Source organism: Mesorhizobium sp. WSM4832, assembly GCF_055811115.1.
The window spans coordinates 62825-81394 of record NZ_JBVVQH010000027.1 but is presented as its reverse complement, the minus strand read 5'-3'; the positions used below and the strand labels follow the sequence as shown (position 1 = coordinate 81394).

At 63.9% G+C, this 18570-nt stretch carries 21 protein-coding genes; 19 read left to right on the top strand and 2 right to left on the bottom strand.

What is annotated here, in order from left to right; all coding sequences use genetic code 11:
• Positions 1-11 precede the first annotated feature (11 nt).
• Positions 12-668, top strand: coding sequence for a glutathione S-transferase family protein (locus tag AC0L2L_RS29715; protein ID WP_473583425.1), 657 nt, complete (start codon positions 12-14; stop codon positions 666-668).
• Between the two features lie 9 nt (positions 669-677).
• On the opposite strand, the gene hemB is transcribed toward AC0L2L_RS29715, so the two are convergent.
• The gene (gene hemB, locus AC0L2L_RS29710) at positions 678-1709 is read right to left on the bottom strand and encodes a porphobilinogen synthase (protein WP_473583424.1); all 1032 of its coding nucleotides are present in this window, start codon (positions 1707-1709) and stop codon (positions 678-680) included.
• A gap of 133 nt (positions 1710-1842) precedes the next feature.
• Positions 1843-2577 (bottom strand): DUF2066 domain-containing protein, encoded by a 735-nt coding sequence (locus AC0L2L_RS29705; RefSeq protein WP_473583423.1) that lies wholly within the window; start codon positions 2575-2577, stop codon positions 1843-1845.
• A 248-nt stretch (positions 2578-2825) separates the two neighbouring features.
• Here AC0L2L_RS29705 and AC0L2L_RS29700 point away from each other — a divergent pair, with 248 nt between their 5' ends.
• The 18 genes from AC0L2L_RS29700 to AC0L2L_RS29615 all read left to right on the top strand — a co-directional run bounded on the left by AC0L2L_RS29700 (position 2826) and on the right by AC0L2L_RS29615 (position 18560).
• Positions 2826-3869 carry an enoyl-CoA hydratase/isomerase family protein gene (locus AC0L2L_RS29700; protein WP_473583422.1) on the top strand — a complete coding sequence of 348 codons (1044 nt, stop codon included), beginning with the start codon at positions 2826-2828 and terminating at the stop codon, positions 3867-3869.
• On the top strand, positions 3866-4288 hold the full coding sequence (locus AC0L2L_RS29695; RefSeq protein ID WP_473583421.1) for a DUF6163 family protein: 423 nt from the start codon (positions 3866-3868) through the stop codon (positions 4286-4288). Before AC0L2L_RS29700 ends, AC0L2L_RS29695 begins: the two co-directional genes overlap by 4 nt.
• Positions 4289-4525: 237 nt before the next feature.
• Complete coding sequence (ldtR, locus tag AC0L2L_RS29690) at positions 4526-5041, top strand: transcriptional regulator LdtR (protein ID WP_013896002.1); 516 nt, start codon at positions 4526-4528, stop codon at positions 5039-5041.
• 453 nt (positions 5042-5494) lie between these two features.
• Complete coding sequence (locus tag AC0L2L_RS29685; RefSeq protein WP_473583420.1) at positions 5495-6748, top strand: L,D-transpeptidase family protein; 1254 nt, start codon at positions 5495-5497, stop codon at positions 6746-6748.
• 351 nt (positions 6749-7099) lie between these two features.
• Positions 7100-8413, top strand: a complete 1314-nt coding sequence (glyA, locus tag AC0L2L_RS29680) for a serine hydroxymethyltransferase (protein WP_473583419.1) — start codon at positions 7100-7102, stop codon at positions 8411-8413.
• Between the two features lie 109 nt (positions 8414-8522).
• Entirely contained in the window at positions 8523-9113 is a 591-nt protein-coding gene (locus AC0L2L_RS29675; RefSeq protein WP_473583444.1) for a hypothetical protein, read from the top strand.
• A gap of 136 nt (positions 9114-9249) precedes the next feature.
• A complete protein-coding gene (gene nrdR / locus AC0L2L_RS29670; protein WP_027167964.1) occupies positions 9250-9729 on the top strand; it encodes a transcriptional regulator NrdR in 480 nt (159 codons plus the stop codon).
• A gap of 2 nt (positions 9730-9731) precedes the next feature.
• Positions 9732-10862: a bifunctional diaminohydroxyphosphoribosylaminopyrimidine deaminase/5-amino-6-(5-phosphoribosylamino)uracil reductase RibD gene (ribD, locus tag AC0L2L_RS29665; RefSeq protein WP_473583418.1), complete on the top strand. Its 1131-nt coding sequence runs from the start codon at positions 9732-9734 to the stop codon at positions 10860-10862.
• Positions 10863-10922: 60 nt separating this feature from the next.
• Positions 10923-11540 carry a riboflavin synthase gene (locus AC0L2L_RS29660; protein WP_473583417.1) on the top strand — a complete coding sequence of 206 codons (618 nt, stop codon included), beginning with the start codon at positions 10923-10925 and terminating at the stop codon, positions 11538-11540.
• Positions 11541-11610: 70 nt separating this feature from the next.
• A complete protein-coding gene (locus tag AC0L2L_RS29655; protein ID WP_084508167.1) occupies positions 11611-11871 on the top strand; it encodes a CopG family ribbon-helix-helix protein in 261 nt (86 codons plus the stop codon).
• A complete protein-coding gene (locus tag AC0L2L_RS29650) occupies positions 11871-12146 on the top strand; it encodes a type II toxin-antitoxin system RelE/ParE family toxin (protein WP_473583416.1) in 276 nt (91 codons plus the stop codon). Before AC0L2L_RS29655 ends, AC0L2L_RS29650 begins: the two co-directional genes overlap by 1 nt.
• 79 nt (positions 12147-12225) lie before the next feature.
• Positions 12226-12720, top strand: coding sequence for a 6,7-dimethyl-8-ribityllumazine synthase (ribH, locus tag AC0L2L_RS29645; RefSeq protein ID WP_473583415.1), 495 nt, complete (start codon positions 12226-12228; stop codon positions 12718-12720).
• Positions 12717-13211 carry a transcription antitermination factor NusB gene (nusB, locus tag AC0L2L_RS29640; RefSeq protein ID WP_473583414.1) on the top strand — a complete coding sequence of 165 codons (495 nt, stop codon included), beginning with the start codon at positions 12717-12719 and terminating at the stop codon, positions 13209-13211. Before ribH ends, nusB begins: the two co-directional genes overlap by 4 nt.
• Positions 13208-14431, top strand: coding sequence for an MFS transporter (locus tag AC0L2L_RS29635; RefSeq protein ID WP_473583413.1), 1224 nt, complete (start codon positions 13208-13210; stop codon positions 14429-14431). The genes nusB and AC0L2L_RS29635 overlap by 4 nt, the downstream gene beginning before the upstream one ends.
• Before the next feature lie 159 nt (positions 14432-14590).
• Positions 14591-15502 (top strand): glycine betaine ABC transporter substrate-binding protein OsmF, encoded by a 912-nt coding sequence (gene osmF / locus AC0L2L_RS29630; protein ID WP_473583412.1) that lies wholly within the window; start codon positions 14591-14593, stop codon positions 15500-15502.
• A gap of 213 nt (positions 15503-15715) precedes the next feature.
• Positions 15716-16879 (top strand): ABC transporter permease, encoded by a 1164-nt coding sequence (locus AC0L2L_RS29625; RefSeq protein ID WP_473583411.1) that lies wholly within the window; start codon positions 15716-15718, stop codon positions 16877-16879.
• The gene (locus AC0L2L_RS29620) at positions 16876-17814 is read left to right on the top strand and encodes an ABC transporter ATP-binding protein (protein WP_473583410.1); all 939 of its coding nucleotides are present in this window, start codon (positions 16876-16878) and stop codon (positions 17812-17814) included. Before AC0L2L_RS29625 ends, AC0L2L_RS29620 begins: the two co-directional genes overlap by 4 nt.
• On the top strand, positions 17811-18560 hold the full coding sequence (locus AC0L2L_RS29615; RefSeq protein ID WP_473583409.1) for an ABC transporter permease: 750 nt from the start codon (positions 17811-17813) through the stop codon (positions 18558-18560). The genes AC0L2L_RS29620 and AC0L2L_RS29615 overlap by 4 nt, the downstream gene beginning before the upstream one ends.
• Positions 18561-18570: the final 10 nt, after the last annotated feature.

The window sequence follows — 18570 nt, the reverse complement described above, 5'->3', positions numbered from 1 at the left end:
GCCCGAACGGCATGACAAAGGCGACGTTGACGATCTCGTCGAAGAACTATTCATCCTGGTCGCTGCGCGGCTGGCTGCTCTGCCGCATGGCCGGCCTGGAATTCGAGGAGCAGCGCGTCGACATCGACGACCCCGAGCAGCGGCAGGAACTGCTGCTTCTGTCGCCTTCGGTGCTGGTGCCGCGGCTGACCCATGACGGGGTAACGGTTTGGGACACGCTGGCGATCGCCGAATATCTGGCCGAGACCGTGCCCGGCTCAGGCCTGTTGCCGGCCGATCGCGTGGTGCGCGCGCATTGCCGCGCGGTGTCTGGCGAGATGCATTCGGGGTTCCACAATCTGCGCTCGGCGCTGCCGATGAGCCTGAAAGCCAGGCACAAGAGCTTCAAGCTCTTCTCCGGCGCGCGGCCGGATGTGGAGCGGATCAGGACGATCTGGTCGGAATGCCTGGCGACCTATGGCGGGCCGTGGCTGTTCGGCGCCTCGCCCACGGTTGCCGACGCAATGTACGCGCCGGTCTGTACCCGCTTCCGCACCTATGCTGTCGAACTTGACGCGCCGCTGGCCGCTTATTGCGAAACGATGTTCAATTGGCCGCTGATGCAGGACTGGACGCAAGGTGCGCTGGCTGAGCCCGAGGAGATCATCGAGCTCGACGTGGAGTTTTGAGAGGAACGATTATCCCCTCAGCATCTCCGCCACCGTTGGCGCGAAATAGGTCAGGATGCCGTCGCAGCCGGCGCGCTTCAGCGCAAGCAGCGATTCCAGCATCGCCTTTTCGCCGTCGATCCAGCCATTGGCGGCGGCTGCCTTGATCATCGAATATTCGCCTGACACCTGATAGGCGAAGGTCGGCATCTGTAGCTCGTCCTTCAGCCGGCGGATGATGTCGAGATAAGGCAGCCCCGGCTTCACCATCAGCATGTCGGCGCCTTCCGCCAGGTCTTGCTCGGCCTCGCGCACCGCCTCGTCCGAATTGGCGTGGTCGATGTAATAGGTCTTCTTGTCGCCCTTGAGCAGGCCGGCGGTGCCGACGGCCTCGCGGTACGGGCCATAGAAGGCCGAAGCGAACTTCGTCGCGTAGGACATGATTGCCACGTCCTGGAAACCGTTGGCGTCGAGCGCGTCGCGGATGGCGCCGATGCGGCCGTCCATCATGTCGGACGGCGCGATGATGTCGGCGCCGGCCGCCGCCTGGATGACGGCCGCGGCGGTGACCTGCTCCACCGTCTCGTCATTGACGATGATGCCGTCGCGCAGGATGCCGTCATGGCCGTGGCTGGTGAACGGGTCGAGCGCGGCGTCGGTGATGATGCCGATCTCCGGCACCGCGTCCTTGATGGCGCGCGTGGCGCGGTTGATGACATTGTCCGGGTCGAGGATGTGCGAGCCGGTCTGGTCGCGCAGCGCAAGCTCGACATTGGGGAAGGTGGCGATCGCCGGAATGCCGAGCTTGGCCGCGCGCTCGGCTTCCTTGACAGCGAGGTCGATGGTCAGGCGATAGACGTCCGGCATGGCGGCGATCGGCTGGCGCGTGTTCTTGCCGTCGATGACGAAGATCGGCCAGATCAGGTCGTTCACCGAAAGCTGGTTTTCCTGCACCAGCCGGCGCGACCAGTCGGCCTTGCGCATGCGCCGCAGCCGCCGGCCGCCGGTGATCTCATCGACGCTGCGCGCGCCGGCCGGCTTTGCGGGGGTGAATCTGTTCATGGCCGAAACTCTCTTTTGGACCGGCTTTTACCACGCACCTTTGCCGCTGACCAATGCGACACGATTGTGCCAGCCTGCCTTCTGCCTGTTCACGGGAGGTGCCCGAAGGGCGGATGAGGGGCGGCGCCGACCTTCAAGGCCGTCCACTCCCCGACAAAATCTGCGCCGCGCCCTTTATCGCCACGCGGAAAGCCTCGTCGAAGCTTACACCCCGCGCTTGCCAACGATAAGTCCTGCCGCGATCGGCCAGACGCCAGTCGGCGATCCAGCCAAGTTCCTTGTCGCTCCATACGATGCTGCCGGCGAGCGCTCGAGCCGCTCCAACTTTCTTCGCGAGTTTGTCGAGCCTTGCCATATCGGCACCGGAGAGCGCTTTCTCATCGAGGCCGCCAAGCTGCGCGGCTTTTGGAAAGGTGACGCGCATCAGCAACGGACGGGCGGCATTGGCGAAGGATTCGCGCATCGTTTCGCCGCGATCCTCGTCTTGTGTCAGCACGAAATGCCTCGCGCCTTGCTCCGTCGTCAGGAAGACGGCGATCGTCGGCCGCTCGCCGTGCCAGGGTTTGCTGCCGAGCTGCGCCAGGAGCTTGTCGACGACCGCTGGCTTGTACAGACAGGTCAGATCATGCGGCCGGTCATGCGTGCCTTGCTCGTCATGGATCGGAATGCCTTCCAGCCGGTCGCGGTAGCGGAAGGATTGGACAAAGTCGGCTGCCTTGTCGCGCAGCGCCAGCATCTCCGGCTTCTGCGTCAGCCGCTGATCGCCGGAAACCTTGACCAGCACCTTGTCCAGGCAGTCCTTGAAGCCGATCTCGCGGTTCGGCTCGCCGGTGCCGGTGACGATCGTCTGCGCCTGGTAAAGTTCCAAACCTGCCGCAGCGACAGCCGGCGGAGCTCCCAGGCAAAGGAGACCTGCCAATCCAGCCACGAAACGAGAAAATCCGGCCATGTCGATTTACTCGAAATCTGTCGGGCCGCGCGGGCGCGACACTTTGCCGGTTACCTAACACCGGACGCGGCTGGCCGCCAGCGCGGCAATGCCGCCATTGACGCATCCCTATGCCGCCTTTAGCACTTCAATCCCCCTGGAAGGGCCGAGAGAAGGATTCTCTGGTGATGGATTTTGGCGGAGCCGATGAGATCCGCTTCGAGCGGCTGGGCAAGGCGGGCGTGGTCACGTTGACCCGGCCGAAGGCGCTCAACGCCGTCACGCACAATATGGTCAAGGCGCTCGGCAAGGCGCTCGACGCATGGGAGCAGGACGCTGGGGTCGGTGTCGTCGTCGTCAAGGCCGAGGGCAGGGCGTTTTCCGCCGGCGGCGACATCCTGCACATCTATGAGGCCGGCCGCGCTGGCAAGCCGCCTGTCGACTTCTTCGCCGACGAGTATCGGCTCAATGCCCGCATTGCCCGCTTCAAAAAACCTTACGTCGCTCTGATCGACGGCATCGTGATGGGCGGCGGTGTCGGCATCTCCTTCCACGGCTCGCATCGGGTGCTGACCGAGAACGCGCAGTTCGCCATGCCCGAGGTCGGCATCGGCTTCTTCCCCGATGTCGGCGCCAGCCACTTGCTGCCGGATCTGGGCGGGTGCTTCGGCATGTATCTCGGGCTGACCGGAAATCGCATCCGCTATGGCGACGCGCTGTGGTCGGGGCTCGCCACCCACACCATCAAGGCCGAGGATCAGGCCGGCCTGCTCGACGAACTGGCGACAAGCGGCGACGCCAATGCGGAATTGCGCGATTTCTTCGTGCCTGCGAAACGCGAGACCGAGCGCCAGGACGTGGAGGCGATCGCGCGTCATTTTTCGAAGAACTCGCTCGCCGGCATCATCGACAGTCTGGGGCGGGCAGGGGCCGAAGATGCTTTTGCCGCAAAGACGCTGGCGGCGTTGAAAACCCGCTCGCCGACCAGCCTCAACGTCGCCTGGCGCCAGATCAGCGCCGGGCAGACGCTGTCGATGGACGAATGCATGAAGATGGAGTTCCGCATCCTGAACCGCATGCTTGCCGGCCATGATTTCTACGAAGGCATCCGCGCCGCCATCATCGACAAGGGTTCGACGCCGCATTGGCGGCCGGCAAGCCTCGAGGACGTCAGCGTGGCCGACATCGACGCCTATTTCGCGCCGCTCGGGGATAAGGAGCTCGCCCTGTGAGCGAGGTCACCTCCAGGCGCGTGGTGCTGCAGCCCTCGGCCACCGAGGTCATCTTCGCCTGGTTCCAGCGCGTCATCGCCGGCTACTGCCTTTTGTTCGGCATCCTCTACTGGATCCGCCTGATCGGCATCTACCCGGGCGAGCTGTGGCGCTTCGACCTGATGCCGGTGCACTGGCAGGTGGCGGCGGCCATGCTCGCCGTGTTCTTCCCCTTCGCTGCCGCCGGCCTCTGGATGCTGGCGTCCTGGGGCCCGGTGATCTGGTTCATCTGCGCGGCGACCGAGACGGTGATGTATGCCGGCTTCCCCGACCTCTTCGGCCATCGGCTGTTGATCGTCGTCTCGCATGCCTGCGTGGCCTTGCTCTACATCGTCTTTCGCGTCATCATCTGGCTGCAGAAGCGCCAGGTCCGCCAATAGGCCCAGGGCCGCTCCAGGGCCGATTTCGCGGCTCATTCTGCTCCAAAATCCATTGGCTAAATCTTTAGGTTAATTGTTCTTGCTCGGGTGACCGAACGTTAAGCCTCTTTCGAAACCTCTTACCGGTAAGCTCTTGTTAGCCCTGGCGTTTAAGTCGAATTTTATGAGTATTCGATAGTGTCGCGATCAAGGTGAAAAACAAAAAATCACCAAGGCGACAAACGAGAGGCAAAGACAATGATCAATTCGCGTCCGGCGGCGAAGACCGCTAACGTATCCGACGATCGCCGCGAGGCTATCCGTTCGCTGTACATGGAATCGCTGCAGCTGGTGGAGCGCCTGCACCGCCGCCTGCTTGACGTGATCAAGGACGAGTTCGACCGCAACGGCCGCTCCGACATCAACGCCATCCAGGCGCTGCTGCTCTTCAACATCGGCAATTCGGAGCTGACCGCCGGCGAGCTGCGTTCGCGTGGCTACTATCTCGGCTCGAACGTGTCCTACAATCTGAAGAAGCTGGTCGACCTCGGCTTCATCAACCACCAGCGCTCGCGCATCGACCGCCGTTCGGTCCGCGTCTCCCTGACGCCGAAGGGCAACGAGGTGGCCGACGTCGTCGCCGGTCTCTACGAGCGCCATGTCGGCTCGATCGAGCAGGTCGGCGGCATCAACACCGACGAGTTCAAGCAGATGAACCGCGCGCTGCAGCGCCTGGATCGCTTCTGGAACGACACCATCGCTTACCGGATGTGAGTGCTTCGGAATTGGGACGGGAAAGCCGCGCCGAAGAAGCGCGGCCTCGGGGGAAAGAACATGGGGCTGGTGCCGAAGCGCGCCGGTCCTTTTCTTTTGCGAAGCGAGCTTGACCGCCAAGCAGCGCGCGTGGAGCTCCGGCCAAAGGGGAGAGCTCCATGCGCTATGTCCTCGCGATGCAAAAAAGCATCGCTGCCTTTCGTTTCATCTCCCCGCCATAAGCAAATCGCGAGCCAAGGCCACGTTGCCGCCATATTCGCGGTGGATGCGGATTGTGGGTGATGCTGCGGGCCTATGCCTCGCGCTCCTTGGAACCTGCGCGGCGGCAGCGCATTTCTGGCAGCCGGCAATGCGGGTCATGGTTGGCGAATTGTTAAGTTCGCCACCCCTAGAGTGCGGACAAGCCGCCCGGCAAGCGAATTGAACGAGAGCGATCAGCTAAGAATGTCTGCCATGAGAACCAGCCGCCGTTTCTTCCTCACCGGTGCCTCCGCGCTTGCCGCCGCTATTGCCGCCGGCCATGCCAGCGCGCAGGACGTGATCGGGGACATCTTGAAATCCTCGACGCGCGGCAATTGGGACGACCAGTTCGACGCCCGCGGCACCGACACCAACAAGGTCGCCTCGACGCTGCCGATCTTCAGCCAGCAGACGGTCGCCTTCACCGAGCAGGCGGTGGCGCAGTACCAGAACATCGTCTCCCAGGGCGGCTGGGAACAGGTTCCTGCGACCAAGAAATTGCAGCTCGGCGTCGACGATCCGGATGTCGTTCCGCTGCGCAAGCGCCTGATGGCCTCGGGTGACCTGCCGCAAAGCGCCGGTATTTCGACGGCCTTCGATTCCTATGTCGACTCGGCGGTCAAGCGCTTCCAGCTCCGCCATGGCCTGCCGGCCGACGGCGCCATGGGCAAGTACACCTATACGGCAATGAACGTCTCGGCGCAGATCCGGCTCGGCCAGCTGCAGACCAATCTGCAGCGCCTGAAGGAGAAGGCCGGCACGCTCGGCAGCCGTTACGTGCTGGTCGACATTCCCGGCGCCCAGGTCGAAGCGGTCGAGAACGACCGCGTCGTGCTGCGCCACACCGCGATCGTCGGCAAGATCGACCGCCAGACGCCGATCGTGAACTCGAAGATCAACGAGATCATCGTCAATCCGTACTGGAACGCGCCGGTCTCGATCGTGCGCAAGGACATCATTCCGCTGATGCGGAAGGACCCCAACTACCTCAAGGAGAGCCACATCCGGCTGTTCGCGCCGGACGGCAGCGAGGTCGATCCCATGTCGGTCGACTGGTCGACCGACGATGCCGCGAAATACCGTTTCCGCCAGGATCCGGGCAACAACAACGCCATGGCCTCGGTCAAGATCAATTTCCCGAGCCCGGACGGCGTCTACATGCACGATACGCCCCAGCAGAGTCTGTTCGGCAAGCTGATGCGCTTTGATTCCTCCGGCTGCGTGCGCGTCCAGAACGTGCGCGACCTCGTCACCTGGATCCTGCGCGACACGCCCGGCTGGGACCGTCAGCATTTCGAGGCGGCGATCAAGACCGGCGAGAACACGCCGATCAATGTGGTCAATCCCGTGCCGGTGCACTTCCTCTATCTGTCGGCCTGGTCGACCGCTCCGGGCGTCGTGCAGTTCCGCGACGACATCTACGGGCTCGACGGCGCCAGCGAACTGCAGATCAGCTCCGCGCTGTAACCATCCGATCTTAAAAAGAAAAAGGCCGCTCTCGCAGCGGCCTTTTTTTGTTTGGATCGGATCAGCGACTCGCTAAATCGCCGAGCCGCTCTTAGTCGTATCTTTGCGCAATTCCGGACGAAAAACCGCAGCGCCCTTTCCGGGAATTGCTCTAGCGAAACGGCTGCATGTCGAGATCGATCCGGAATTCAAGCGATCCTCAAAGGCCGTGAGCCGCGCGAATAGCGTTGCGGAGCCTATGTTGCCGCAAAACGGCTAGCAAATTTCGCGCCGCAAACGTGGCGGGCGGAAAACAACTGTGTTAATGGCGCGGCGACCTCGCAGACCTCCGGCCCCAAGGGAAAGCAAGCCATGTCAAATGCAGCGGCAGCCTCCAACAAATTCGAATCCTTCTTCGAGACCATGCTTGCCGACGCCGATCCGGAAATCTTCGGCGCCATCCGCAACGAGCTCGGCCGCCAGCGCCATGAGATCGAGCTGATCGCTTCCGAAAACATCGTGTCGCGCGCCGTGCTCGAGGCGCAAGGCTCGATCATGACCAACAAATATGCCGAGGGCTACCCGGGCAAGCGCTACTATGGCGGCTGCCAGTTCGTCGACGTGGCCGAGGAACTGGCCATCGAGCGCGCGAAAAAGCTGTTCGGCTGCAATTTCGCCAACGTCCAGCCGAATTCGGGCAGCCAGATGAACCAGGCGGTGTTCCTGGCGCTGCTGCAGCCCGGCGACACCTTCATGGGCCTCGACCTGAATTCGGGCGGCCATCTCACCCACGGCTCGCCGGTCAACATGAGCGGCAAGTGGTTCAAGGTCGTCTCCTATGGCGTGCGCAAGGACGACCATCTGCTCGACATGGACGCGATCGAGAAGACCGCGCATGAGACCAGGCCGAAGCTGATCCTGGCCGGCGGCACCGCCTATTCGCGCATCTGGGATTGGAAGCGTTTCCGCGAGATCGCCGACTCGATCGGCGCGTATCTGATGGTCGACATGGCGCATATCGCGGGCCTCGTCGCCGGCGGCATGCATCCATCGCCGCTGCCCCATGCCCATGTCGTGACCACGACCACGCACAAGTCGCTGCGCGGCCCGCGCGGCGGCATGATCCTGTGCAACGACGAGGAGATCGCCAAGAAGATGAACTCGGCGGTGTTCCCCGGCCTGCAGGGCGGTCCGCTGATGCATGTCATCGCCGCCAAGGCGGTGGCACTCGGCGAAGCGTTGAAGCCGAGCTTCAAGGCTTATGCCGAAAGCATCGTCGCCAATGCCAAGGCGCTGGCCTCCAGCCTGCAGGAAACCGGCCTCGACATCGTCTCCGGCGGCACCGACAACCATTTGATGCTGGTCGACCTCAGGCCGAAGAACGCCACTGGCAAACGCGCCGAAGCAGCGCTTGGCCGTGCCAACATCACCTGCAACAAGAACGGCATCCCGTTCGATCCGGAAAAGCCGTTCGTCACCTCGGGCGTGCGTCTCGGCACGCCTGCCGGCACCACGCGCGGCTTCGGCCAGGCGGAATTCCGCGAGATCGGCAAGCTGATCGCCGAGGTTCTGGACGGGCTGAAGGTGGCGAATTCCGACGAAGGCAACGCGGCAGTCGAGGCCGCGGTGAAGGCCAAGGTCACGGCGCTGACCGATCGCTTCCCGCTCTATCCCTATCTCGGTTGACCGCCTGTCTGGGTTGATCCCTGTTTCGATTGACCGGGCGCTGCGCGTCATCTTTTATCCTGCGCTTGCGCCGCTCTTCCGGGCGGCGCGGTTTACTGGAGAACCGATGATGCGCATTTCCCGTCTCGCCGCCGCGGCTTTGCTTTGTTCACTGACCGCTTTCGCCACCTCCGGCGCGGTCGCACAGGACGAAACCAAGCCGAGCGCTGATTTGCCCGCCACCAAAACTTTCGGGCGTTGGACCACCATCATCGACACGCTCGATACCGGCCAGGATGCGCATAAGACCTGTGCCGCCTCGACGGCTTTCCTGGACGGTGCCGGCAATGTGGGCTCTCTGACGCTGTCGATCTCGACCGGCGACGCGCTGCCGCCGGATGCGTATCCGGCCATCATGTTCATCGTCGACAACAAGACCCTGCCAACCGGCAACAAGATCGCTGCGACCTTCGGTGATCCTGGCGTGAAGGTTGCCGCGACCGTGACCTCCAACGCAGCCGCCGGCGGTCGCCCCAGCTGGATGGTCGACAACCAGCCCAAGACCAGTCTGGCCCTGCTGCGCGCCATGCGCAAAGTCACCTCGCTCGATGTCGTCTTCGGCAAGCAGACCGTCGCCAGCATTCCGATGGACGGCTTCACCAAGGCCTATCGCAATCTCGGCACGTCCTGCGGCTTTGCGACCAAGGACGTGGCCCCCTGAGGCATTCGGGGCAGGGCGCTGGCAATTGTGCCCGCGTCTCGCTATCTCTGAGGCATGAAAGTCTCCGTGCTTTGCCATCCCGGCAAAAGGCACTAAGCCTTTCCGCCATCTGAGAATCGCGAACCCAAGGGTCCCTATGCGCTGCCCCTATTGCCAGTCTGAAGATACGCAGGTGAAGGATTCGCGTCCCGCCGAAGATGGCGCCGCGATCCGCCGGCGGCGGGTGTGCCCCGACTGCGGCGGCCGTTTCACGACCTTTGAGCGCGTCCAGTTGCGCGACCTCGTCGTCGTCAAGAAGTCCGGCCGAAAAGTGCCTTTCGATCGTGACAAGCTGCTGCGCTCCGTCGAAATCGCCGTGCGCAAGCGCAATGTCGATCCCGAGCGCATCGACCGGGCGGTGACCGGCATCGTGCGCCAGCTCGAAAGCTCGGGCGAAACGGAGGTGGCTTCCGGCGAGGTCGGCCGGCTGGTCATGGACGCGCTGAAATCGCTGGATGACGTCGCCTATGTCCGCTTCGCCTCGGTCTATCGCAATTTCCGCGAGGCCAAGGATTTTCACGAGTTGCTGGGTGAACTGAAGGGCGACGAGGAAAAGACCGAAGAGGACGCCGGCTGATCATGGCGGGACCGCGACTGAACGAGGCCGCGCAGGCGGCTCTTGATCGCCGTTTCATGGCAGCGGCCATCAGGCTGTCGCGCCGCAATGCCGGCCGCACGTCGACCAACCCTTCCGTCGGCACCATCATCGTGCGCGACGATGGCATGGGGCCACCGATGATCGTCGGCACCGGCGTCACGGCCGTCGGCGGCCGCCCGCATGCCGAGACCGAGGCGCTGGCCGAGGCCGGCGAACTCGCGCGTGGTGCCACGGCTTACGTCACTTTGGAGCCTTGCGCCCATCACGGCCGCACGCCGCCTTGCGCCAACGCGCTGGTCAATGCCGGTGTCGCGCGCGTCGTCGGGGCGGCGAGCGATCCCGATCCGCGCGTCTCCGGCAAGGGCTACGCCATCCTGCGCGCCGCCGGCGTGGAGGTGGTCGAGAAGGTGCTTGCCACCGAGGCCGTCGAGCAAATGGCCGGTTATCTGACTCGTTCTCTGAAGAAGCGCCCGGAAGTAACTCTGAAGCTTGCGCTTTCGAGCGACGGCAAGATCGGCCGCAAGGGCGCCGGCCAGGTCGCGATCACCGGCGAGATGGCGCGGCGCGATGTCTATCTGATGCGCGCCGAGGCCGACGCCATATTGGTCGGCATCGGCACGGCGCTTGAAGACGACCCGGCCCTGACCGTGCGCTTGCCGGGACTGGAGAACCGCTCGCCGGCGCGCATCATCCTCGACCGGCAGATCCGGCTGCCGGAAACGTCCAAGCTGGTGTCCGGCGTCGACCGCGTGCCGCTCTACATAGCCTCTTGCCTCGACGCTGACCCGCAGCGGCGGGCGGCGCTCGAACGCGCCGGCGTGCGCTTCATCGGCACCGAAACATATTCAGGCGAAGTGGCCCTGCCGGAATTGCTCGAGGACCTTGCCGCGCTTGGCATGGCAAGCGTCTTGGTCGAAGGCGGCGCCAAGGTGGCCAAGGCTTTCCTGGAGGAAGACCTGGTTGACCGCATCGTTCTGTTCCAGGGACCGGAAGCGATCGGCGAGGACGGCATCGCATCGCCCGTCGACGCCGACCATATCCCGGCCGGGTTCCGCAAACTGCGTGACATGCGCTTCGGCGAGGACAGTTACGCCGAGTGGGTAAGACCATGATGCCAAAAAGTGGAGACCGGTTTTGGATCAGATCATGGTCAAGATGAAAGACACTCTCTGATGTTTACTGGTATTGTCACCGACGTTGGCACCGTGGTCGCTGTAAAGCCTTTGAGCGAAGGCATCGGCCTGCGCATCGACACGGCCTACGATCCCGAGACCATTGCCATTGGCGCCTCGATTTCCTGCGGCGGCGTCTGCCTCACCGTCACGGCTTTGCCCGAACATGGCTCCAACGCGCACTGGTTCGAGGTCGAAGCCTGGGAGGAAGCGCTCAGGCTGACCACCGCTTCAAGCTGGAAATCCGGCACCAGGATCAATCTCGAGCGCGCCCTGAAGATCGGCGACGAGCTCGGCGGCCACATCGTCTCCGGCCATGTCGACGGCACGGCCGAGATCGTCGAGCGCAAGGAGGAGGGCGATGCCGTGCGCTTCACGCTGGAAGCGCCGCGCCATCTGGCGAAGTTCATCGCACCGAAAGGCTCGGTAGCGCTCGACGGCACCTCGCTCACCGTCAACAAGGTCGAAGGCACCCGCTTCGACGTTCTTTTGATCCATCACTCGCTGAGCGTCACCACCTGGGGCGAGCGCCAGGCCGGCGACCGCGTGAACGTCGAGATCGACACCATGGCGCGTTACGCGGCGCGCCTGGCGGAGGCGGCGAAGGAAGGGTTGTGAGGCAAGGCTCAAAGCTTTCCTCGACTTAATCAGCTTTAATCGTTATGATTAAACCTGATTGCGAGGTTGTATGGACACCAAAGTCATCACCGCTCACGTTCCTTTGCCACTTGCTGAGAAAGTGGACCAACTTGCCGCGCGTCTGGAGCGTCCGCGCGGCTGGATTGTCAAACAGGCCCTTTCTGCCTGGGTCGATCTGGAGGAAGAGCGCCACAAGCTCACTCTTGAGGCACTGGCTGACGTGGATGCTGGTCGGGTTATAGAGCACCAAGCGGTCCAAGCCTGGGCTGACAGCCTTGGAACCGAAAAGCCATTGCCGGTGCCGCGTTGATGGAATTGAAGTGGACCAGCAAGGCATTGTCCGATCTGGTCAGGCTTCATGATTTTCTCGCACCAGCAAATAGCCAGGCCGCTGCACGGGTGGTGCAGTCACTCGCTGCCGCACCGAAAAGGCTAATCGAATATCCGCGCATCGGTGAGAAACTGGAGGAGTACGAACCGCGCGAAGTGCGTCGAATCTTGGTAGGCAACTACGAAATTCGGTACGAAATCCAGAACACCACGATTTCGGTGCTGCGTCTGTGGCACACCCGAGAGGATCGATAGGATGGCCGGTTCGGCCAATCTTCCGCTTGCGATCAACCCGGCTTCGGCCTAAGTCACCGGCAACCCCCCGGAGACTTTTATGGCAGGCATATCCCAACACGGCAAAGCGTTCATTCGTCCGAAGGCGAAGGCGCATCTGCTCATTGTAGAAGCGCGTTTTCACGATGATCTCGCCGACGCTCTGCTCGAAGGCGCGACTGGCGCGCTCGACGAGGCCGGCGCTTCCTATGACGTCGTCACGGTTCCCGGTTCGCTGGAAATCCCGGCCGTGATATGCTTCGCGCTCGACGGCGCCGCCGAAGGCGGCACGCATTATGACGGCTTCGTCGCGCTTGGCGCCATCATCCGCGGCGATACCTATCATTTCGACATCGTCGCCAATGAATCGAGCCGCGCTCTGATGGACCTTTCGGTGCAGGAGGCGATCGCGATCGGCAACGGTATCCTGACGACCGAGAACGACGCGCAGGCATGGGCGCGGGCGCGGAAGGCGGAAGGCGACAAGGGCGGCTTCGCGGCGCGCGCGGCGTTGACCATGATCGCGCTCAAAGAGAAACTCGGAGCCCAATCGTGACCGAGCCTGCCCCGACCGGAGCGGTGCGCCACGCCAACAAGCGCGGTGCCGCCCGTCTTGCCGCCGTCCAGGCGCTCTACCAGATGGATGTGGCCGGCAGCGGCGTCTTCGAGATCACGGCCGAATACGAGACCTTCCGCCTCGGCAAGGAAGTCGATGGCGCGCTCTATCGCGAGGCCGACGCGCAATGGTTCCGCGCCATCCTGACCGGTGTCGTCGAAAACCAGAAGACCATCGACCCCGTCATCCGCCAGGCGCTGACCGAGGATTGGCCGCTGTCGCGGCTGGACTCGACGTTGCGCGCCATCCTGCGCGCCGGCGTCTATGAATTGATGAAGCGCGAGTACGTGCCGGTGGCCGTGATCGTCTCCGAATATGTCGACATCGCAAAGGCGTTTTACGAGGAAGACGAGCCGAAGCTGGTGAACGCCGTTCTCGATCGCGTTTCGCGTAGGGTTCGCGGCGAGGGGCGTGGCAAGGACGCTTCGTGACGACTGCAACAGCCACGCTCGCCGAGACCGGCAGGGAGGGGCGCCGCACGGCGGTGCTGCTCGCCGCCGCGCAGGCGATCGTCGGTTCGGCCGCTCCGATCGCCATTTCGCTCGGCGCGCTTGCCGGTCAATACCTGCTCGGTCCGGACAAGTCGCTGGCGACCGCGCCGGTCACCGGTTTCAATCTCGGCGTGGCGCTCGGCGCCCTGCCGGCCGCCGCCCTCATCCGCCGGTTCGGCCACCGCGGCGGCTTCATGACCGGCACGATCGTCACCGCGCTTGGCGGCCTGATCGCCACGCTTGCGCTCTATCAGGCGAGCTTCTGGCTTTTCGCCTTCGGCCTCTGCGTGATCGGCGCCGGCGGCGCTTTCGTCCAGCAGTTCCGTTTTGCCGCCGCCGACAACGCGCCGCCCGAGTTCAAGGCACGTGCTATCTCCTTCGTGCTGGCCGGCGGCATCATCACCGCCATCCTCGGGCCGCAGATCGTCATCTATACGCGCGAATTGCTGGCCCCGGTGATGTTTGCCGGGTCCTTCGCCTCGATCCTGCCCCTGGCAGTGGCTGGCGCGCTCATCCTGTCGTTCCTGCGTGTGCCTTCGAGGGCCAACGCCGTCACGGAAACCGCTGCAAGCGATGCCCGCCCGCTGATTGAAATCGTCACCCAGCCGCGCTTCGTCGCAGCACTGTTCTGCACCGTCGGCAGCTACGCGCTGATGAGCTTCGTCATGACCGGCGCGCCACTCGCCATGGTCGGCTGCGGCCTGTCGGAAGACAATGCGACGCTTGGCATCTCCTGGCATGTCATGGCCATGTTCGGCCCTAGCTTCTTCACCGGTTCGCTGATCCATCGCTTCGGCGCCGAACGCATCGTAGCCACCGGCCTCGTCCTGCTTATCGGCTGCGCCGCCGTGGCGCTTTCGGGCCTGGCGCTATGGCAGTTCTGGACGGCGCTGATCCTGCTCGGGCTCGGCTGGAATTTCAGTTTCATCGGCGCCACCGCCATGGTCGCGGCCAGCTACAGGCCTTCCGAGAAGAGCAAGGTCCAGGGCTTCCACGACTTCGCGCTGTTCGGCTCGGTCGCCTTCGCCTCGCTGATGTCCGGCGCGATCTACAATGCCTGGGGCTGGACCATGCTGAACTGGATCGTGTTCCCGGTCGTCGTGCTCTGCTTCCTGGCGCTTGGCGCCCTGAAGCTGCCGGGCTTGCGCACCGCCAACTGACATTACGCTGTCGGGACCAGGCTCGGCACGTGCCTCGCCCGGGGAACAAAAATATTGCGCTGATCCCCCTAGTTATGAAACCGTATACCCCGACTGGCCGTTATAGGCGTGCTCATATACAGCCACCCCACTCTCGGTTCATAGCAAGGGATTTTCACGATGTTTTCAATCAGAAAGCTCGCTCTGACGGCGATCGTGCTCGGCATCACCGCCGCCTCGGCCAGCGCCCAGGTGGTCGTCTCCTCGAAGATCGACACCGAGGGCGGCGTGCTGGGCAACATCATCCAGCTCGTGCTTAACGCCAACAACATCAAGACGACGGACCGCATCCAGCTTGGCGCGACGCCCGTCGTGCGCAAGGCGATCACCGCCGGCGAGATCGACATCTATCCCGAATACACCGGCAATGCCGCCTTCTTCTTCCAAAAGGCCGACGATCCGGTCTGGAAGGATGCCGCCAAGGCCTACGAAACCGCCAAGAAGCTCGACTACGACGCCAATAAGATCGTCTGGCTGTCGCCGTCGCCGGCCAACAACACCTGGGCGATCGCGCTGCGCAAGGAAGTGGCCGACGAGAACAAGCTCGTCACCCTCACCGACTTCGGCAAGTATGTCGCGGGCGGCGGCAAGGTGGTGCTCGCGGCTTCCGCCGAGTTCGTCAATTCGGCGGCAGCGCTTCCGGCCTTCCAGACGACCTATGGCTTCACGCTGAAGCCTGACCAGTTGATCACGCTTTCCGGCGGCGATACCGCGGCGACCATCGCCGCCGCGGCCAACCAGACCAACGGCGCCAACGCCGCCATGGTATATGGCACCGATGGCGGCATCCAGCCCTCCGGCCTCGTCGTGCTCCAGGACGACAAGGGCGTGCAGCCGGTCTACCAGCCCGCGCCGATCATCCGCGAAGAGGTTCTGAAGCAGCATCCTGAAATCGAGGCGCTGCTGAAGCCGGTCTTCGCCAAGCTCGACCTCGTCACCCTGCAGGAGCTCAACGGCCGCGTCCAACTGGGAGGCGAGCCTGCCAAGGGCGTGGCAGAGGATTTCCTCAAGAAGAACGGCTTCTTGAAGTAGCAAGCTGGCCTTGAAAAGCGCGACGCCGGTGCGAGGCACCCCCCTCTGTCCTGCCGGACATCCCCCCCTCAGGGGGGGAGATTGGCGGCTGTTACGCCCCGCTTCTTTCTCAAGCATTGGGGATTGGCGAAAGCGCTCGCGACGTCTGATCTCCCCCCTAGAGGGGGAGATGGCCGGCAGGCCAGAGGGGGGCGCCTCGCGCAAACGTGCGTCATGACCCCGCGCTTCGACAAGCTCGGCGTCGTGATCGCCGCGATCGTCGCCTATGCGGCGTTCCTGGCCCCCTTTGCAACGTTCCGCGTCAACCGCATCGTGCCTGGACAGGCGCGTCCGATCCTCGAGGCCTTGCCACCGGCGCTTGGCATGCTGCTGCTGGCGATCGTCATTGTTGGTGGCATGGTCGCACTCTTGAAGACGCCGCTCACCCTCAGGCTGGCCGTCAGCGTAATCGCGCTCGTTGCACTTGCCATCCTGATCGGCACGGCCGGCGGCTTCCTGACCCCCGCCGGCAACACCTTCGCCCGCGTCGCGCCGGCCTCCGGTTTTTGGTTGCTGATCTTCGCCTTCACGCTGCTTTTGGCCGATGTGCTGACGAGGCTGAACCTCTCGCCATCGGCACGCGTCGGCGCTCTCGTCGTCGCCGTGCTCGCCGTCGGCGCGTTGCTCTTCTCCGGGAGCTGGGACAGCCTATCCATCCTCAAGGAATACGCCAGCCGGGCCGACAGTTTCTGGGCGGAGGGCTCCAAGCACATCACGTTGGCGCTGGGCTCGCTGGCGGCTGCGGTGGTGGTTGGCCTGCCGCTCGGCATCCTTTGTCATCGCGTCGAGCCGTTGCGGGCGGGGGTGCTGAACGTGCTCAACATCATCCAGACCGTCCCGTCGATCGCGCTTTTCGGCCTGCTGATCGCGCCGCTCGGCTGGGTGGCCGTCCACGTGCCGGGTGCAGCCGCGATCGGCATCAGGGGCATCGGTACCGCGCCGGCCTTTGTCGCGCTCTTCCTCTATTCGCTGCTGCCGGTGGTGGCCAACACCGTGGTCGGCCTGGCCGGCGTGCCACGCGCTGCCAACGACGCCGCGCGCGGCATGGGCATGACGGATCGCCAGCGCCTGCTCGATGTCGAGTTCCCACTCGCCTTTCCGGTGATCCTGACCGGCATCCGTATCGTGCTGGTGCAGAATATCGGCCTGGCCACCATTGCCGCGCTGATCGGCGGCGGCGGCTTCGGCGTGTTTGTTTTCCAGGGCGTCGGCCAGACGGCGATGGATCTCGTGCTGCTCGGCGCGCTGCCCACCGTGGCGCTCGCTTTTACGGCGGCGATCATCCTCGACGCGGTCATCGAGATGACCGCCAGCAAGCGCAGGGTTGAAACGGCATGATCGAGATCGAAGGCATCACCAAGCGCTACGATGAGACGACGGTGGTCGACAATGTTTCGATGCTCATCGAACCGCGGACCATCGCCACCATCGTCGGCACATCTGGATCTGGCAAGACGACGCTGCTCAGGATGATCAATCGGTTGGTCGAGCCGAGTTCCGGCGTCATCAAGCTCGACGGCGCCGACAACCGTTCGGTGCCCGGCTACCAGCTGCGCCGCAGCATCGGCTACGCCATCCAGGGTCACGGCCTGTTTCCGCATCGCACGGTGGCGCAAAACATCGCGACCGTACCGTTGCTGCTCGGCTGGGGCAGGGATCGCATCAAGGCGCGCGTCGACGAGTTGATGACGCTCTACCAACTCGACCCGCAAGCCTACGGCCCGCGCTATCCGCATGAGCTTTCCGGCGGCCAGCAGCAGCGCGTCGGCGTTGCCCGGGCTTTAGCCGCCGAGCCGAACGTGCTTTTGATGGATGAGCCCTTCGGCGCTCTCGACCCGATCATCCGCACCAAGGCGCAGGAGGATCTGCTGGCGATCCAGAAGCGTTTCGGCACCACCATCATTCTCGTCACCCACGACATGGAAGAGGCTGTCCATCTGGGCGACAAGATCGCCGTCATGGATGCCGGCAAGCTGGTGCAATACGCAAGGCCCGCGGAGATTCTGGCCAGACCGGCGAGCGGCTTCGTCGAGACATTGGTCGGTGCCAGCGAAAGGCCGTTCCGGCTGCTGTCGCTTGGCCACGTGCGCGATGCTGTGGAGCCGGGCGGCGCGGAAGGCGAGGCGATCCCAGGCGACGCCACGCAGCGCGACGCGCTGGCCGAGCTCTTGTGGTCGGGCCGCCCCGCGCTGCCGGTGAATGACGCCGACGGCAAGCTGCTTGGCCGCGTCACCGTCGAAGGCTTGGTGAAGCGCGCCGCGAGGCCGCAATGAAAGCCTGGTTGCCCGCGCTGCTGAGGCTGGCCGTCCTGGCGCTGCTGGTGGTCTTCATCACCAGCCCCAGCTGGTTCGAGCCGCTGCTGAAACCCCTGACCGAGAATGGCGCGCCGGCAATCTACAACCAGGGCAGCCTGCTGACGCTGACCTTGCAGCATCTGCGGATAGTTCTGATCGCAACGGTCGCGGCGACGATCATCGCGGTGGCGCTGGCCATACTGGTCACCAGGCCGGCCGGCGCCGAGTTCCTGCCTTTGTCGCGCAGCCTGGTCAATATCGGCCAGACCTTCCCGCCGGTTGCTGTGCTGGCCCTTGCCGTACCTGCTGTCGGTTTCGGCGAGAAGCCGACGCTGATCGCGCTCTTCCTCTACGGCCTGCTGCCGATCTTCGAGAACGCGCTGACCGCGCTTACCACGCTGCCGGGCAACGTGATGGAGGCGGCGCGCGGAGCCGGCATGACCGGCTTGCAAAGATTGATGAAGGTCGAACTGCCGTTGAGCGCCCCGGTGATCCTCGGCGGCATTCGGCTTTCGGTCGTTATCAGCCTCGCCACGGCGACCATCGGCTCGACGGTTGCCGCCAAGACGCTGGGCGAGGTGATCATCGCTGGCCTTATCTCGAGCAACCTTGCCTTCGTTTTGCAGGGCGGCCTGATCGTCGCCGCGCTTGCGGTGCTGATCTATGACGGCCTGTCGGCGATCGAGCGCTTCGCCGCGCGTCGGATGGGGCAGGGGGCGGAATAGGGGCTGCTTC

Bases quoted from the DNA above. Each gene is read 5' to 3' on its own strand.
- AC0L2L_RS29620 (WP_473583410.1), top strand. From the start codon at position 16,876: ATGATCGAGATCGAAGGCATCACCAAGCGCTACGATGAGACGACGGTG.
- AC0L2L_RS29625 (WP_473583411.1), top strand. From the start codon at position 15,716: ATGACCCCGCGCTTCGACAAGCTCGGCGTCGTGATCGCCGCGATCGTC.
- AC0L2L_RS29660 (WP_473583417.1), top strand. From the start codon at position 10,923: ATGTTTACTGGTATTGTCACCGACGTTGGCACCGTGGTCGCTGTAAAG.
- glyA (WP_473583419.1), top strand. From the start codon at position 7,100: ATGTCAAATGCAGCGGCAGCCTCCAACAAATTCGAATCCTTCTTCGAG.
- ribH (WP_473583415.1), top strand. From the start codon at position 12,226: ATGGCAGGCATATCCCAACACGGCAAAGCGTTCATTCGTCCGAAGGCG.
- hemB (WP_473583424.1), bottom strand. From the start codon at position 1,709: ATGAACAGATTCACCCCCGCAAAGCCGGCCGGCGCGCGCAGCGTCGAT.
- AC0L2L_RS29685 (WP_473583420.1), top strand. From the start codon at position 5,495: ATGAGAACCAGCCGCCGTTTCTTCCTCACCGGTGCCTCCGCGCTTGCC.
- AC0L2L_RS29700 (WP_473583422.1), top strand. From the start codon at position 2,826: ATGGATTTTGGCGGAGCCGATGAGATCCGCTTCGAGCGGCTGGGCAAG.
- nrdR (WP_027167964.1), top strand. From the start codon at position 9,250: ATGCGCTGCCCCTATTGCCAGTCTGAAGATACGCAGGTGAAGGATTCG.
- AC0L2L_RS29650 (WP_473583416.1), top strand. From the start codon at position 11,871: ATGGAATTGAAGTGGACCAGCAAGGCATTGTCCGATCTGGTCAGGCTT.
- AC0L2L_RS29715 (WP_473583425.1), top strand. From the start codon at position 12: ATGACAAAGGCGACGTTGACGATCTCGTCGAAGAACTATTCATCCTGG.
- osmF (WP_473583412.1), top strand. From the start codon at position 14,591: ATGTTTTCAATCAGAAAGCTCGCTCTGACGGCGATCGTGCTCGGCATC.
- AC0L2L_RS29615 (WP_473583409.1), top strand. From the start codon at position 17,811: ATGAAAGCCTGGTTGCCCGCGCTGCTGAGGCTGGCCGTCCTGGCGCTG.
- AC0L2L_RS29655 (WP_084508167.1), top strand. From the start codon at position 11,611: ATGGACACCAAAGTCATCACCGCTCACGTTCCTTTGCCACTTGCTGAG.
- ribD (WP_473583418.1), top strand. From the start codon at position 9,732: ATGGCGGGACCGCGACTGAACGAGGCCGCGCAGGCGGCTCTTGATCGC.
- AC0L2L_RS29675 (WP_473583444.1), top strand. From the start codon at position 8,523: ATGCGCATTTCCCGTCTCGCCGCCGCGGCTTTGCTTTGTTCACTGACC.
- ldtR (WP_013896002.1), top strand. From the start codon at position 4,526: ATGATCAATTCGCGTCCGGCGGCGAAGACCGCTAACGTATCCGACGAT.